Below are 16,914 nucleotides of genomic sequence, written 5' to 3' on the forward strand. Positions count from 1 at the left end.
TTTCTATTTACTTGTATTCCTTTGCTTTACGTTTACCTCGCAACACCGCCAAGGCGTTCAGTGCCAAGGCTTCCATCTCATCTTCGCCTGGGAAACATCGGATGGGCGCCAGAAAACCTACACGCTCGCGGATACGACTCACGATATATTCACTCCGAGCAAGACCACCTGTAAGCAGGATGGCATCAATCTGACCACAGAGCACAGCACTCTCAGAAGCGATGTTCTTGGCCACATGATAAATCATGGCATCGAGAATAAGTTTGGCGTGCTGGTCGCCATAATCCTCGATGCGGCGCAACACCTCGCGCACATCGTTGGTGCCCAGATGGGCATTCAGTCCTGCCTTGCCAGCAATGCGCTTCAGTAGCTGCTTCTCATTATATTTCCCACTAAAACAGAGGCGAATCAGGTCGGATGCAGGCAGCGAGCCGGCACGTTCGGGTGAGAACGGCCCCTCGCCATCCAGAGCGTTGTTGGCATCAACAGCACGCCCCTTTTCATGGACCGCAATAGAGATACCACCACCCATGTGGCAGATAATCAGATTCAAGTCCTCGTACTCCTTACCAATCTCGGCCGCATACCTGCGGGCAATGGCACGCTGGTTAAGGGCATGCCAGATACAGATGCGGTTCATGAGTGGCGAACCTGAGATACGGGCATAGTCGTTCAACTCGTCCACCACACCAGGATCGGCTATAAACGAACGGCAATGAGGGATGGTCGCAGCAATCTCGTGAGCAATAAGACAACCTAAATTGCAGGCGTGATTATGGAGAGCAATACCGCTATGGGTATCCTTAATCATCAGATCATTAATTTCATAGACACCACCTTCGAGGGGCTTTACGAGTCCTCCTCGACCAATGACAGCATCGAACTCGACAGGGATTTCGGCCTGGCGCAACTCATCAAGCACCAGTTGACGACGAAAGTCCTGCTGCTCTATTACGTCGTCGAAACGAGCTAGTTCGTCAGCGCTATGCACGATGTTACGTACTAACACAGGCGTTTCGTCTTCGAACACCGCCACCTTGGTTGAGGTTGAGCCAGGGTTTATGACTAATATCTTCATTATATAGCAGCCAAGGCTAATGAGTAATATTTTGAATCAGGACTGTCTGCTCGCGATGGAAGCACACAACAGCACTGGGTACCCTGCAACACACCAGCCGTCTTTGCATAGCCAAAAAGGGTGATGGTTTTGTAGAATACATTGCCAGCCACAATATCAGGAAAAATGAGCGCATCTGCCTGGCCATCAATCACGCTATGAATTCCTTTCTCACGAAGACTTACAGAGTCGAGTGAAGTTTTTAGGTCGAGCGGCCCGTCAATGATGCAACGTCCAAACTTACCCGTCTGAGCCTCCGCGATAATCTCCAAGTAATCAACGGTATAAGGGAATGTCTTTGCGCTTACCTTTTCTGCACAATGAATGAGTGAGATACGTGGTTCCTCAATACCCAAAGCATGACACACGTAATTCATATAATGAATCTGCTGACGGCGCTGAGCCTCGGTGGGTACAGGTATCACGGCTGCATCGGTAAAAAACAGTAGCTTCTCGTACTTAGGTATCTCGGCCATCGCCACATGGGTAAGTACATGTCCAGGACGCAGAATACCGTTTTCCTTATCCAATATAGCCTTCAGAAGCACATCCGTATTCACCAAACCTTTCATCAGAATGTCAGCCTCGCCATTCTTGCACATAGCCACGGCCCGGCGTGCACACTCCTCCTTGTCGTCACCATCCACGTAAATAGGTTCGATAAATCCCATTTCTTTTCCTTTCTCTACGGCATATCTAGTACTGGCGTCATTGGCACATACCACTGCCACGCGCTTCTTGTCGCCACGCTGCTGGAGAAAGACAATCATATCGTTTAATGTTCTGATCGACTGCATAGGTTTATTATTTTTATCGGTTTAATGGTGCAAATATACAAACTTTTTTGTATCTTTGCAAACAGAAACCGATAAAAACGATAAAATGATGAGAAATTACCTACTATTATCAGCTATGACATGCCTAACGGCAACAGCTCAACAGCAGGCGCCAATGGTATTAGAGTATGATAAGCCCGCAACTTACTTCGAAGAATCTCTGCCCATTGGTAACGGAAAACTGGGTGCGCTGATATATGGTAGTACTGATGATAACGTGATTTACCTGAATGACATCACGCTGTGGACAGGAAAGCCTGTAGACCGCAACTTGGATGCCGATGCACACAAGTGGATACCTGCGATACGTAAGGCACTTTTCGAAGAAAACTACGCGCTGGCCGACTCGCTGCAGTTGCATGTGCAGGGACCAAACTCGCAGCACTATCAGCCACTAGGTACTCTGCACATTAAGGATCTGAATCTGGGCGAGATAAAGCATTATCAGCGTACACTGAATATCGACTCGGCTATCGTTCGCGACAGCTATCTGCGAAACGGCAAGCTCATCACTCGAGAGTATTTTGCCTCTAAACCTGACAAGCTGATAGCCATCCGTCTGCGTGGCGACATCAACTGCCAGATAGCACTGACAGCACAGGTACCTCATCAGGTGAAACGTAATGGTCCCCCAGCCCTTGGCGTTTCGGATAGAGGACGTTGGGGAAATAGTGGACAGCTCACTATGACAGGTCACGCTACAGGCGATCCTTTGGAGAGCACACATTTCTGCACGATTTTGAAAGCTAGTACAGATGGAGAAATTACAGCCTGTGATTCATCGTTGACAATAAAAAACGCTCATGATGCAATTATTTATATTGTGAACGAAACCAGCTTTAACGGTTTCGACAAACACCCTGTACATGAAGGTGCAGACTATCTTAATGATATTACAAGTGATATCTGGCACACAGAGAACTACACATACGATGAGTTTTATGCCCGCCATCTGGCTGATTATAAGGCAATCTACGACCGCGTGAAGATCTGTCTGAACAAGAATAATCGTAACCCGAACGATTTGCCAGGCGCAAAGGATCGCAGACTTACTGACCAGCTGCTGCTCGACTATACTAACGGTGGCGACCAGTCGCAATATCTGGAGGAACTGTACTTCCAGTTCGGACGCTATCTGCTCATTTCATCATCGAGAACAAAGAATGTTCCAGCTAACCTACAGGGACTTTGGGCACCACAGCTTTGGTCGCCCTGGCGTGGAAACTATACCGTTAACATCAATCTGGAGGAGAACTACTGGCCTGCATTTGTGGCTAACATGGCCGAGATGGCCGAACCCCTGGATGGTTTCATTGCAGGACTTGCTGCCAACGGAAAGTTCACTGCCAAGAACTATTATAATATAGGTGAAGGATGGTGCTCTAGTCACAACAGCGACATCTGGGCAATGACAAATCCTGTAGGCGAGAAACGTGAAAGTCCGGAATGGAGTAACTGGAACATGGGTGGCGCCTGGTTGGTAAACACTCTGTGGGAGCGATACCAGTTTACACAAGATAAGGAATATCTGCGCAATGTAGCCTATCCGCTAATGAATGGCGCCGCACAGTTCTGTCTGCGCTGGCTCATCGAAAACCCAAAGCAGCCAGGCGAACTTATTACCGCACCAAGCACATCGCCTGAAAACGAGTATAAGACCGACAAAGGCTATCACGGCACAACATGCTATGGAGGTACCGCCGATCTGGCTATCATCCGTGAGCTGTTTATCAACACCATTGCCGCAGGCAAAGTTCTCGGGAAGAAGAACAAGGAGATGGAGAAGGCCCTGGCCAAACTTCATCCTTACACAATCGGCCACATGGGCGACCTGAACGAGTGGTACTACGACTGGGACGACTGGGATTTCCAACATCGTCATCAGAGCCATCTTATCGGTCTGTATCCTGGCAATCATCTTACTGATGCCACACTGCAGAAGGCTGCTGAGCGTTCGCTTGAAATAAAAGGCGATAAGACCACAGGCTGGAGTACCGGTTGGCGCATTAACCTCTGGGCTCGTCTGCACAAGCCTCAGCAGGCTTATCACATCTATCAGAAGCTCCTCACACCTATAGCTCCACGCGGTTCAAAAAAAACCGACTGGAAAGAGTGGCATAAAGGCGGTGGAACCTACCCCAACCTGTTTGATGCACACCCGCCCTTCCAGATCGACGGTAACTTTGGCGGCACAGCTGGTGTTTGCGAGATGCTGATGCAATCAACACTGAAGGATAGCAAGGCTATCATCGAATTGTTGCCTGCATGCCCAGAGCAGTGGAGAGAAGGTGCCATTAGCGGTCTGTGCGCCCGTGGCGGCTACGAAGTCTCCTTTGAATGGAAAGACAGAAAAGTACGCAAGTGCTGTATCAAGACCAAGAAGACAGGAACCCTCACCCTATTATATAATGGCCAGCAGAAGACTGTGAAGTTTAAATCCGGTCAGACACAAAATATCAAAACATGGTAAAAACTAATAATAAAACTCCAATACAGGCTTCGGAATTCGGAAAGGCCAAAGACTGGGTGGGATCAGTTAGTCTTGACAACGACTTATTGCTGTCGGACAAAATAAATCTGGCTCCTATGCCCACAGACCCCAGAAAGATGAATTTCATCCTGATAGGCCTCTGTACCAAGGGGCAGATCAAATACCGCATGGATACAGAAGAACAAGTGGTCAGGGAGGGCGACTTGCTGATAGTCAGTGAACGCCACGTCATTGATGAGTACGCCCCCTCTGACGACATGGAGGGTCTCTGCATCATGATGAGTGTTGACTTCTTCCACGAAATCATCAAGACAGTCCACGATGTCAGTTCGCTATTTGTCTTTGCCCGCATGCAGCCAGTAATGCAACTGGAGTCCAAAGAAATCAAGACGTTTAGAGACTACTTCACCGTCATTAAGCAGAAAATCAGCGACGATCACAACCACTTCCGCAAGGACCTGATTCGCACGCTGATGTTAGCGATGTTCTACGATGTAGGCAACGTTATAAATAGAGTGAAGAACTTCGACGAGTCGCTGATGCGCTCAGAAAAGGTATTTACGAAATTCTTGAAGATGGTTGAAGAAAACTGCAAGCGCGAACGCCGCGTAAGTTGGTACGCCCAACAGCTATCCATCACGCCTAAGTATCTGTCGACAGCCGTAAAACGTATCAGTGGACGAACAGCTGCCGAATGGATTGAGAACTATGTCACGATGGAATTACGCGTGATGCTGAGGAACACAAGTAAGAACATCAAAGAAATTACCGAAGAGATGAACTTCCCCAACCAGAGTTTCCTTGGCAAATACTTTAAGGAACATGTGGGGATGTCACCATCAGAATACCGGAAATCATAGGTATCCCTGTTCCTTCAGTTGGCTGACAGTATCAAGCAACTCCTGATACCAAGCCTCACCGAAGCGACGTATGAGCGGATCGCGCAGAAACTGATAAAGGTACAGGTTTTCCTGAATACCTTTAGCAATAGCCATCTTACAGACATTCCAACGGTTGTAATTCAGGCCTACCAAACCGCCACCAAGTTTCTTCTCGCGGATGGGATAAAGGGCACAACTGATAGGCTTGCAGAAATGGGTTTGCCCTGCTCTGAAAGCCTTTTCTAATGCACAGAGGCAACAGTTCTTGATAGGCAGACGAGTGTTCCAGTCTTCAATATCACCATAATAGGTAAACACACAATCCTTACCTCCAACGATACTGGTCACCAAGTCACCCTCTTGGTCGGTATAGGCCACGCCCTGCTTATCAATCACAGCCTGAGCCGATGCCGAGAGGTCGTCCCACACTGCATCCACACAGTCTTCAATCTGCGCTATCTCGTCCATCGTCACAGGGGCGCCAGCATCGCCTTCAACACAACACTCGCCCTTGCAAACACTCAGGTCACAACAAAACTTCTCCGTCAGTATTTCCGACGAGAGCAACACATCACCTACTTGTATAATTGGAGGAATTGTTTTCAATTGAGAATTGAGAATTTTGATTACCACTGGATGGGAGTCTGGCCGTTTTGTTCCAGATAGGCATTACAGCGCGAGAATTGGTGCTGACCAAACCAGCCGCCACGATTGGCACTCAATGGCGAGGGGTGTACACTCTCAAGCACCAGATTGTTCTGTTTGTCAATCATATACGCCTTTGAGCGGGCATAGCCACCCCACAGCATATACACCAGATGCTGGCGGTTCTTGGCCAACGCCTGTATTGCGGCATCGGTAAACTTCTGCCACCCTAAAGCCGAATGACTATTGGCCTGATGGGCACGAACGGTTAGCGATGCATTAAGCAACAGCACGCCCTGCTCTGCCCAACGGGTAAGATTGCCCGATGTGGGGATAGGTGTACCAAGGTCGGCCTGAATCTCCTTGAAAATATTCTGCAGCGAAGGCGGGAACTGGATACCATCCTGAACCGAGAAACTCAGTCCGTGAGCCTGTCCTGGCTCGTGGTAGGGGTCCTGACCTATAATCACCACTTTCACTTTGTCGAACGGACAGAGATTAAAAGCATTAAAAATCAGTTTGCCGGGAGGATAACAGGTATATTGACTGTACTCTGCACGAACAGAATTGGTGAGCCCGACAAAATAACCCTTGTCGAACTCACCAAGTAAATGCTGTTTCCAGCTTTGTTCTATCTGAACATCCATTATTTATTAATCGCAAATAAGGTTCTCACCAGTCATATCGGCAGGCTGCTCCAGACCCATGATGTGCAGGATTGAAGGAGCCACGTCGGCCAGACGTCCGTCCTTAACTGTAGCCGAGTTGTTGTTGGTTACATAGATGAAAGGAACGGGGTTCAGTGAGTGAGCGGTATTTGGAGTACCATCGGCGTTAATAGCATTATCGGCATTACCGTGGTCGGCAATGATGATAGCCTCATAATCATTAGCCTTAGCAGCCTCGATTACATCCTTCACGCAGTTGTCAACAGCCCAAACAGCCTTAGCAATAGCGTTGTAGATACCAGTGTGACCTACCATGTCGCCATTAGCAAAGTTAACTACGATAAAGTCGTACTTAGCCTCGTTGATTGCTGCCACCAACTTATCCTTTACCTCGAAAGCACTCATCTCTGGCTTCAGGTCGTAAGTAGCAACCTTTGGACTTGGAACCAGGATACGATCCTCGCCCTCGTATGGCTGCTCGCGACCACCGTTGAAGAAGAATGTTACGTGAGCATACTTCTCGGTCTCGGCTGTGTGCAGCTGCTTCTTGCCCTGCTTGCTCAGGTACTCGCCCAGCGTGTTCTCAACGTTCTCTTTGGGGAACAGGATGTTCACACCCTTGAAGTTAGCATCGTATGGAGTCATGCAATAGTACTGCAGGCCAGGGATAGTCTTCATGCCCTGCTCTGGCATATCCTCCTGAGTCAGAGCGATAGTCATCTCCTTAGCACGGTCGTTACGGAAGTTGATGAAGATAACTACATCACCCTCTTCGATACAACCGTTAACAGCGGCATTGTGGATTGGCTTAACAAACTCGTCGGTTACACCCTCGTCGTAGCTCTCCTGCATAGCAGCAACCATATCGGTGCTCTGCTTACCAGTACCGTTCACAATCAGGTCGTAACCCTCTTTCACACGCTCCCAACGCTTATCACGGTCCATAGCGTAGAAACGACCTACAATTGATGCGATAGCAGCATCGTTATCGGCACAAACCTTACTGATCTGCTCGATAAAGCCCTTACCGCTCTTAGGGTCGGTATCACGACCGTCCATAAAGCAGTGCACGAAAGTCTGGTTCTTCAGTCCGTAAGCCTTACCAATCTCGATGAGCTTGAACAGGTGGTCGAGTGAAGAATGTACACCACCGTCAGAGGTCAGACCCATCAGGTGCAGCTTCTTGTTATTCTCCTTGGCATAAGTGTAAGCAGCCTTCACCTGAGGATTCTCCATGATAGAGCCGTCCTTGCAGGCACGGTTAATCTTTACCAGGTCCTGATAAACGATGCGTCCAGCACCTATGTTCAGGTGGCCTACCTCAGAGTTACCCATCTGTCCATCGGGCAGACCTACATCCTCACCAGATGCCTGGAGCTGAGAGTGAGCTGAAGTAGCTGTTAACAGATCGAGATAAGGAGTTGGCGTGTTGAAAATAACGTCACCCTTACCATGCTTACCGATTCCCCATCCATCGAGAATCATCAATAATGCTTTCTTTGCCATAATCTTATTACTAATTTAAACGTACGTTCTTAATTTTGCGCTGCAAAGGTACAAAAAAAATCGCAATTCATATTTCATATTCATACTAATTTCTTACCTTTGTCCCCAATAACAAGCAAATAATTGAGTATGAGGCGCTTTCTATTACTTCTGATAACCATCTTGACATGTACAGTTAGCAGAGCGCAACTGGAAGTCAAGGCATTTAAACTGAGTAACGGTATGACCGTGTGGCTAAACGAAGACCACTCACAGCCTAAGATCTTTGGTGCTGTAGTTGTTAGGGCTGGCGGCAAGGATTGTCCCAATACAGGTATCGCCCATTATTTTGAGCACATCATGTTTAAAGGAACAGACCGCATGGGGACCATCGACTATGCATCCGAGAAACCATGGCTCGACAGCATCTCGTCTCAATACGACCTACTCTCCCAAACCAAAGACGATGCCGAACGCACACGCATTCAGCAGCATATCAATAAACTAAGCCTAAAGGCTGCCGACTTCATGATTCCCAATGAGTTCAGCCGGCTGATAGCGAAATACGGCGGTAGCGACCTGAATGCGGGAACAGGCTACGACATGACTTTCTATCACAACGTGTTCATGCCCCAGTTTATAGAACAGTGGTGTTGGCTGAACTCGGAACGACTGATAACACCTGTATTCCGCGGATTCCAAGGTGAACTGGAGAATGTGTACGAAGAGAAAAACCGATCAGCTGATGGCATGGGCGACGTGCAAGAGAAAATATTGGGCACCGTATTCAAAACCCAGCCTTACGCATACCCTATCCTCGGCTCTACCGAAAATCTGAAGAACCCGCGCCTGTCGGACATGGCAGCCTTCTATAAGAAGTACTATGTCGCCTCCAACATGGGGCTCATCCTATGTGGTGACATCAGACCTGATAGCACGCTGACAGCCTTGTTGGAGCAGACCTTCGGTCGTGTGCAGACTGGTCCTGTTCCAGAACGCAGCTATAGCCCGATGCCCGATATTCAGGAAGGCGAGCATCAAGAAGTTAAACTTCCCATCCCGCTGATCAGCGCCGAGGCGATGGTCTTCAAAGGAGCCACCGATTTCGAGCCAGATGCTGCTGCCCTCGAACTGGCCAACAGTCTGCTGTCGAACGGTAAAGCAGGCTTGCTCGACTCACTAATGAACGAGCACAAGGTGATGTTAGCGCTGGCCGTAAACATTGGTTTCGACGATGCCGCAGGTTCTGCAGTGCTCATCATCCCCAAGCTTTTGGGCAAGATGAAGACGGCAGAGGCACGCGTCGTAGAGCAGATACAGGCTGTCATGAACGGTCAGTTCAGCGACAGCCAATTGGAGGCACTGAAACAAGAGATGGTGATGGAGGCCGAACAAAGTCTTGAAACCATCAGTAGCCGTTCGGACCTGCTGGTCGACCTGTTCTCAAAAGGCAAAACCTGGCAGGATTTGCTGAATAAGATTGAGAACATCAAACGCATCACCAAAGCCGACGTAGTAGCAGCCGCAAAGAAGTACTACGGAGCTAATCACATCACCCTCACCAAGAAATTCGGCACCCCCGCCAAGGAGACACTGAAACAACCAGGTTATAAGCCAATCGCTCCCAAAAACATGAATGCAAAATCGGTCTTTGCCAAGCAGTTAGAGCAGATTCCCATAAAGCAGACAACTATTCGCACTGTTGACTTCAAAAACGACGTGAGTACCCAGAAACTGAACAACCACGTCACCCTGTATTATAAACAGAATCCCATCAACGATATCTTCACCTTCACCCTACGCTATCAGGATGGCGATATCCACACCCCTGCACTCAAGATCCTGGGAGGATATCTCTCGGCATTAGGCACTGACTCGCTCAAGAAACAGCAGCTCGAACAGGCTTGGCAGCACATCAACACCACAATGGAGGTAGTACCAGGCGATGTTGCCTTCAGCCTCAATCTGACTGGTCCCGACACCCAATTTGTACCCGCTCTCAGACTGCTGGCTCATTTCCTGCGCGAAGCCAAGGGCGACAACGAAGCCCTGAGCGAGGCTAAGGATGCCGACAAGGTAGATCGCAAGAGTTTTGGAAAGCAGAAGGACGACGTGCTACGCCCAGCTTATCACCGCATAGTCTACGGCAGCCGGTCATCTTATCTCAACCAACTGTCGAAGAAGGAAATCAAAGCCTTGAAAAACGACGATTTAATCAGCCTGTTCCATGAGCTTCAGCAGTATGACTGCGACTTGTTCTATTGCGGTCGTAAAACCATCAACGAAGTAGCTCAGGCTTCGCTTCAGGCCCTGCCTCTACAGCAGTGCAGCAAACCGATAGCCGATACGTTCCACCCCTTGCAGCAGTACCAGGAGCCCACCGTATTCTTCTACAATGTACCTAAGTCGCGCCAGAACTACGTAGTAAGCTATGACGCCATCGCCCCTCTGACCACAGCCGAAGAAAGAGCCAAGTTCAAGCTGTGGGACGAGTACTTTGGCGGTGGTATGACATCGGTACTATTCCAGAACGTGCGTGAATTCCGTTCACTGGCCTACTCAACAGGCGGCAGTGGCTATCGCAGCAGTCTGGCAAAGCATCCAGAGGCCACCTTAGGCTATATTACCGCTACAGGCACTCAGGCCGATAAAACGATGGAGACAATGGCTACCATCGACTCGCTTTTGCATCAGTTACCCATGAAAGAAGAGAACCTTGATGCTGCCCGCCAGAGCATACTCAGTGATATCCAGAATGCCTACCCTACTTTCCGTTCGATAGCCAAATACGTAGCCAATCAACTGCGCGAGGGCTATACTACCGATTCCAACGCCAAGACAGCCCAACTGGTACCCGCCATCACAGCACAGGAAGTAGAGCAGTTCCATCAGCAGCATATCGGTAGCAATAAGAATCGTGTCTGGCTCATCATCGGCGACAAGAAACAAACCGACCTTCAAGCTCTGACCCGATATGGCAAGGTCGTTGAACTCAAAAAAGAGGATGTTTACAGATAAGTCCCGCAGAAAGAATTTGCCACATCTGTAAACCACTAGTTTTTTTTCCATCGCGTTGTAGCAAAATCTATAACGCGATGAATTTTTTGCTACGACGCGTTCTAAAAACGCAGGGCACGACGGGTTTGAAGCAGGACACTCAGCAGGATAAGAGCGATGCCGATATAGAACGAGAAATTAATTTCGCGGCCCTCGCCGAAGATAAGGAACGCTAAGATGATAGTATAGCAGGGCTCGAGGTTGTAGGTAAGATTAACGGTGAAGGCCGACAGGCACTTCAGAGCCTGAATCTGCAACAGATACATACCCACGGTGCAGAACAACGCATGGCACAACATGAACCACAAATTGTTGCCATCAGGGATGACCACCACAGGTTGAGCGCTGGGGAAGAACATGAGATAAACAGGAATGATGGCCGTTACCAGCACAAGACCACCCGACATCTGATACATCAGCACCGTACGACTGCGTACACCCACACTGACCTTCTTGTTGCAGATGGCATAAAGCGCACAAACAGCCGACGACACAACTCCGATACCAATGCCATAACGATAGCGGGCATCAAACGAAAAGATGCAAAAGACACCTAATACGGTGATGAGCGAGAAAACCAATTCGGTAAACGACAGACGACGATGATAGATGACAGGCTCAAACAAAGCTGTGAAGAAGCCTACCAACGAGAAACAGATGACACCAATCGACACGTTAGAAGCCTTGATGCTACCATAGAACAGCATCCAGTGTAGCCCTAACAGCGCTCCACAACCACACAACTGCAGAAACTTGCGCCAACCTACGCGAGGCAGACCTGTAAACACCAGCAGAATCAGACTGGTAAACAGCATGCGATACCATACAATATCTACCTCGTTGAGGGTAATCAGTCGACCAAACAAGCCTGTAAAACCGGCCAGAATCACACTTAAATGTAGTTGAATGAAACCACGTTGAGTGTCGTTCATCATCATCGTTTTTTATTAGAATTCACCAAAATCAATACTCAGTTGCCCATCGCCTAACAGATTGTAGCTTTTGCGATGATACGGCGTGATGCCAAACTGTCTGATGGCCTCACGATGTTTCTTGGTAGGATAGCCCTTGTTCGACAGCCAGTCGTACTGAGGATATTCCTCGGCCAACTGATTCATATAGTCATCACGGTAAGTTTTGGCAAGAATGCTTGCAGCAGCAATAGCCAAGTACTTTCCATCGCCCTTCACGATTGTGGTATGAGGCAATGGTTTGCCATCAGCAGGATCCTTATAAGGTTTAAACTTATTGCCGTCCACGATAACTGCCTCTGGACGCACCTTAAGCTGATCCAGTGCCCTGTGCATAGCAAGAATCGAAGCATTCAGGATATTTATCTTATCTATCTCCTCAGGCGTCACAATGCCCACAGCCCACGCCACAGCGTCGCGCTCAATCATCTCACGCAGCTGATAGCGTTTCTTCTCCGACAGCTGTTTCGAGTCGTTAAGCAACTCGTTCTGATACCCATCAGGCAGTATTACAGCGGCTGCATAAACACTCCCGGCCAAACATCCGCGTCCAGCCTCGTCGCAACCTGCCTCTATCTTTCCTTCGTAATAATGACTTGCCAACATAATCGACATTTGTTTCTATTTTGGCTGCAAAGGTACTAAAACTCTGCGACAAATACAACAAAGACGCAGAATATTTAGGCTATACTATCCGTTCTTCAGGAAACCGGCAAATATCTGATAATCAGCAATATCAAAGCACAGTATTCAAAATAATACTTATACAAAGAATCGATAATCGTGCATTACGCAAGAAAAAAACTAATTTTGCAATCGCAAATTCCAACTTAAAACATTAAATTATAACAATGAAACAGATTCTTATCACAGTGCTTACTTTCGCCATCAGCATGGGGACAATGGCAGGCACTAAAAAAGGTCCGACAATGGGCTGGAGTTCTTGGAACACCTTCTCGGTAAACATCTCAGAAGACATTATCAAAGGACAAGCCAACGCGATGGTCAACCAAGGTCTGAAAGACGTAGGCTACGAGTACATCAACATTGACGACGGATTCCAATACGGTCGCACGGCAGAGGGATTGGTACGCATTCACCCTGTCAGATTCCCCAACGGGCTGAAGGTGGTGAGCGACTATATCCACTCGAAAGGCCTCAAGGCAGGTATCTATAGCGATGCAGGCGACTGTACCTGTGGTAGCATCTCTAACGGCGATGTACTGAACACCAATGTAGGCATGTACGGATACGAGCAGGTTGATGCCAACTACTACTTCAAGGACCTGGAATTCGATTTTATCAAGATAGACTACTGCGGAGGTCGCAACCTGAGTCTGAACGAGCAGGAACAATACACACGCATCCGCGATGCCATTGTAAACACTGGTCGCAACGTACGCTATAACATCTGTCGCTGGGACTATCCGGGCACATGGTGTAACGGCGTAGCAACCTCATGGCGCACCACTCCAGATATCTACGACGGCTGGGAGTCAGTGAAAGGCATTCTGAGGGATAACCTCTACCTGTCAGCCTACTGCTATGATGGCGGTTTCAACGACATGGATATGCTGGAGGTAGGCCGTTCGATGACAGCCGAGGAAGACAAGACTCACTTCGGCATGTGGTGCATTATGGCCAGTCCGTTACTCATTGGCTGCAACATGGCCACCATCAACGAGCGCGCCTTAGCTCTGCTCAAAAATACAGAGCTCATCGCCTTGAATCAGGACCCCTTGCTGCTGCAAGCCTATGTGGTACAGCACATCGGCGACACCTATGTGCTGGTAAAAGACATCCAGAATCTGCACAGCACCACACGTGCTGTAGCACTCTATAATCCTTCTGACAAGCCTGTACAGATGTGCGTCAGTTTCGGCGAACTCGAACTGGGCGGCAAAGTGACAATACGCGACCTATTCGAACACAAAGACTTGGGACAGATGGAGCACGCCCTCTCTGTACTCGTTCCAGCCCATGGCACACGCATCTATAGCCTGAACGCCGAGCAAAGGCTGACACGTTATCTCTATGAGGCCGAGACTGCGTTCCTGCACGACTATCAAGAGGTAGCTAACAACGAGGCACTGGGTACCGCCATCTACCAGTCGTCAGATGCTGCCAGCGGTCGCGAATTTGCCGGCTGGTTAGGCAATCGCAGAAGTAACTATTTGGAATGGCGCGACGTATATGTACCAGAGGCAGGGCAATATGTGCTCCGATTTAATGCCGGTTCACAGGCTGCACGATCATTCACTGTCGAAGTAAACGGTGAACAGGCTGGCACAGTAGATGTGAAGACCCCCGACTGGAACGACTTTCAAGAGTTTGAGTTGGCTGTCACCCTGAAAGCTGGTACAAATAACATCCAACTCTACAACGAGAATGACTGGATGCCCAATCTGGACTATATGACCGTTGAAAAGCAGGGAGAGACCATGATTCTGAACCGTCAGCTCAACGAGACCACAGCCCGAATGGTAAGCCTTGCAAACAGCAACATCCTACCTACAGCCTTCATCCAAAAGGTTAACCAGCTAGCCATTCAAGCCAGTGATACCAATCTGACCACCGAAGATAAGAAAAACGCGTTGAATGAGGTTGAGAGCTCACTGACTGCCATCGACACGATGATACCACTCTGCAAGGAGTTCAGCCTATGGAAAAGTAACGTTGAAAAGAACATCAACGCAAGCTTGGAATCAACGGCACTGACAGCGCTCAGACATGCAATGGAAACTGCCGATGGCGCCTTGTCACAGGCCACAACAACCACCAAGGTTAACAGCATACTGAGCACATTGAAGACTGCTGTCGGCAATTATTTCAGAGCCGAAGAAGCTCAGCCTCGTGAGGGTGAGGAGTTGGATATGACACTCCTGCTAACCAACTATGACTTCTCGAAGAATACTGGTTGGCGAGGCAATCCTACCTATCGCTCAGGATGCGGTGAAGAGTTTAATAAAGACTTCGATATGTACCAGCAGCTGGGTAGCATGAAGCCAGGCATCTACACCGTGAAATGCAACGCCCTGATACGTGTAGGCAAGAATGATGGCGGTGAGGCTTATAGAGCAGGTACAGAAAACAATGAGACCTACTTCTACGTGAACAGCGAAACCCAGAAGGTTAAGTCCCTGTTCTCAGAAGAGTGGCCAGAAGCTTCGAAATATGGCTGGGTGGATAATCAGAACGGCTATCCCCATAGCATGCACGCTGCAGAAACCCGCTTCTCCGAAGGCGCCTATGAAAATGTCATCACCTACAAGCAGGAGAAGAAAGGCACTCTGACTATCGGCATCGAACTGAGCAACCATCAGGAAGAGAGCTGGTGCTGCTTCGACAACTTCTCCATCACCTATAAACCCCTTACAAGCACAGGCATTAAAGGCACGAAGAAGGAGCCCCGCTCAAGTAAGACCTACAATCTGTTAGGTCATCGCGTGAAAGAAAACCAGACTGGTCTGGTCATTAAAAACAGAAGAAAGGTGCTGCAATGAGCACCTTTCTATTAATCTTCTACCGTCAGTCTTCAGAACATCTGGGCTACCCTACGGATGCCAGCCACAAGGACATCTATCTCATCCTGGGTATTATAGAGAGCGAACGAAGCACGAACGGTTCCTGATATCTGCAGACGATCCATCAGCGGTTGAGCGCAATGGTGACCGGTACGAACAGCTATACCTAAGCGGTCGAGCAAGGTACCCATATCCAAATGATGGATATGGCCTACATTAAACGACACAACAGCATCCTTCTTCGAGGCATCCATAGGGCCGTAGATTGTCATGCCATCAACGGTCATGAGCTGCTCCATACAATATCTGGTAAGAGCCTGTTCATGCTGCTGAATGGCATCAAAGCCGATAGCGTCGATATATTCGATGGCTTTTGCCAGTCCGTGAGTGGCCACGTAATCAGGTGTGCCAGCCTCGAACTTAAAAGGCAAACGCTCGAAAGTAGTCTTCTCCCAGGTTACTTTGTCAATCATCTCACCACCGCCCTGATAAGGAGGCAGTTTCTCGAGCCACTCCTCTTTGCCATACAGCACGCCAATACCGGTAGGACCGTACATCTTATGACCACTGAAGGCGAAGAAGTCACAATCCATAGTTTGTACATCCACCTTGAAGTGGGGAGCGCTCTGGGCACCATCCACCAGCACGGGGATGTTATGGGCGTGGGCAGTCTTGATAATCTGCTCTACAGGATTAATTGTTCCCAGCACATTGCTTACGTGGGCCACGCTTACAATCTTGGTTTTGGGGGTAATGAGCTGCTCCAGCTGGTCGATACACAAGATACCATCGTCGGTAATGGGGATATGCTTAACCACGATGCCTCGTTTCATGGCCTGTAACTGCCAAGAAACGATGTTTGAGTGATGCTCCATGTCTGTCACAATCACCTCATCACCAGCCTGCATCTGCGATTCGCAGAACGACTGAGCCACTAAGTTTATTGCCTCAGTAGTACCACGCGTAAAGATGATTTCCTCAATCTTACGGGCATTGATAAAACCACGCACTTTTTCACGTGCCGCCTCATGCAAGTCAGTAGCCTGCTGCGAAAGGTAGTGTACACCGCGATGCACGTTGGCGTTCACATTGAGATACTCGTCGCGCATGGCATCGAGTACCATCAGCGGCTTCTGCGTGGTTGCCGCATTATCGAGATAAACCAGCGGCTTCTTATACACCTCGCGTCCCAGAATGGGGAAATCCTCGCGTACCTTATTTATATTAAACATTGAACTT

The 16,914-nt window shown here is 48.7% G+C and carries 12 protein-coding genes; 4 read left to right on the forward strand and 8 right to left on the reverse strand.

Annotation, left to right across the window (positions count from 1 at the left end; all coding sequences use genetic code 11):
* Window positions 1-7: 7 nt before the first annotated feature.
* Both buk and T495_RS0101710 read right to left on the reverse strand, forming a co-directional pair.
* Complete coding sequence (buk, locus tag T495_RS0101705; RefSeq protein WP_033147368.1) at window positions 8-1,078, reverse strand: butyrate kinase; 1,071 nt, start codon at window positions 1,076-1,078, stop codon at window positions 8-10.
* A complete protein-coding gene (locus tag T495_RS0101710) occupies window positions 1,078-1,914 on the reverse strand; it encodes a phosphate acyltransferase (protein WP_028903008.1) in 837 nt (278 codons plus the stop codon). Before T495_RS0101710 ends, buk begins: the two co-directional genes overlap by 1 nt.
* A gap of 88 nt (window positions 1,915-2,002) precedes the next feature.
* On the opposite strand from T495_RS0101710, the gene T495_RS0101715 reads away from it, so the two are divergent.
* Window positions 2,003-4,423, forward strand: coding sequence for a glycoside hydrolase N-terminal domain-containing protein (locus T495_RS0101715; protein ID WP_051651840.1), 2,421 nt, complete (start codon window positions 2,003-2,005; stop codon window positions 4,421-4,423).
* Window positions 4,417-5,304: an AraC family transcriptional regulator gene (locus T495_RS0101720; protein WP_028903006.1), complete on the forward strand. Its 888-nt coding sequence runs from the start codon at window positions 4,417-4,419 to the stop codon at window positions 5,302-5,304. The genes T495_RS0101715 and T495_RS0101720 overlap by 7 nt, the downstream gene beginning before the upstream one ends.
* Here T495_RS0101720 and T495_RS0101725 read toward each other — a convergent pair.
* The 3 genes from T495_RS0101725 to gpmI are packed head-to-tail and all read right to left on the reverse strand — an operon-like array spanning window position 5,299 to window position 8,144.
* Complete coding sequence (locus tag T495_RS0101725) at window positions 5,299-5,931, reverse strand: DUF3109 family protein (RefSeq protein ID WP_033147662.1); 633 nt, start codon at window positions 5,929-5,931, stop codon at window positions 5,299-5,301. The genes T495_RS0101720 and T495_RS0101725 overlap by 6 nt on opposite strands.
* Window positions 5,932-5,951: 20 nt before the next feature.
* Entirely contained in the window at window positions 5,952-6,617 is a 666-nt protein-coding gene (locus T495_RS0101730; RefSeq protein ID WP_033147370.1) for a uracil-DNA glycosylase, read from the reverse strand.
* A gap of 6 nt (window positions 6,618-6,623) precedes the next feature.
* On the reverse strand, window positions 6,624-8,144 hold the full coding sequence (gpmI, locus tag T495_RS0101735; RefSeq protein WP_028903003.1) for a 2,3-bisphosphoglycerate-independent phosphoglycerate mutase: 1,521 nt from the start codon (window positions 8,142-8,144) through the stop codon (window positions 6,624-6,626).
* A 129-nt stretch (window positions 8,145-8,273) separates the two neighbouring features.
* Here gpmI and T495_RS0101740 point away from each other — a divergent pair, with 129 nt between their 5' ends.
* Window positions 8,274-11,141, forward strand: coding sequence for a pitrilysin family protein (locus tag T495_RS0101740; RefSeq protein WP_051651799.1), 2,868 nt, complete (start codon window positions 8,274-8,276; stop codon window positions 11,139-11,141).
* 101 nt (window positions 11,142-11,242) lie between these two features.
* On the opposite strand, the gene T495_RS0101745 is transcribed toward T495_RS0101740, so the two are convergent.
* Entirely contained in the window at window positions 11,243-12,112 is an 870-nt protein-coding gene (locus tag T495_RS0101745; RefSeq protein ID WP_028903001.1) for a DMT family transporter, read from the reverse strand.
* A 15-nt stretch (window positions 12,113-12,127) separates the two neighbouring features.
* On the reverse strand, window positions 12,128-12,757 hold the full coding sequence (locus T495_RS0101750; RefSeq protein WP_028903000.1) for a ribonuclease HII: 630 nt from the start codon (window positions 12,755-12,757) through the stop codon (window positions 12,128-12,130).
* A 245-nt stretch (window positions 12,758-13,002) separates the two neighbouring features.
* Between T495_RS0101750 and T495_RS15460 the strand changes: the two genes are divergently transcribed.
* Window positions 13,003-15,654 carry a carbohydrate-binding protein gene (locus T495_RS15460; RefSeq protein WP_081831965.1) on the forward strand — a complete coding sequence of 884 codons (2,652 nt, stop codon included), beginning with the start codon at window positions 13,003-13,005 and terminating at the stop codon, window positions 15,652-15,654.
* A 32-nt stretch (window positions 15,655-15,686) separates the two neighbouring features.
* Here T495_RS15460 and T495_RS0101760 read toward each other — a convergent pair whose 3' ends face one another.
* Entirely contained in the window at window positions 15,687-16,907 is a 1,221-nt protein-coding gene (locus tag T495_RS0101760; protein ID WP_033147371.1) for an aminotransferase class V-fold PLP-dependent enzyme, read from the reverse strand.
* Between the last annotated feature and the right edge of the window lie 7 nt (window positions 16,908-16,914).

The organism is Prevotella sp. P6B1 (genome assembly GCF_000702825.1).
In the GTDB taxonomy this organism is placed as follows: Bacteria; Bacteroidota; Bacteroidia; order Bacteroidales; family Bacteroidaceae; genus Prevotella.